Below are 203 nucleotides of genomic sequence, written 5' to 3'. Positions count from 1 at the left end.
AAACATGATTCTATTCAGCGAGATCAACTTGAAATGATTACTTTAGATCATCTGCGTTATCATCAAGATGTAAACCCTATATATGCGAAGCGTAAAGAAACGATTGAGCGTGATATTCGCAGATGCAAAAGAAAAGCATGATATGCGTTGGATTACTTTAAGGGGACTTAAAAAATTGTCGATGCAGGCGATGCTTACTTTCG

1 pseudogene is annotated in these 203 nt (G+C 36.9%); it reads left to right on the top strand.

Going from position 1 to position 203, the window contains the following annotated elements:
• Positions 1–203, top strand: a pseudogene (locus tag ADA55_RS30220) (transposase); the annotation flags it as partial.

The organism is Bacillus sp. 220_BSPC (assembly GCF_001054655.1).
In the GTDB taxonomy this organism is placed as follows: Bacteria; Bacillota; Bacilli; order Bacillales; family DSM-1321; genus Peribacillus; species Peribacillus frigoritolerans.
This window is presented reverse-complemented; position numbering and strand designations above follow the sequence as displayed.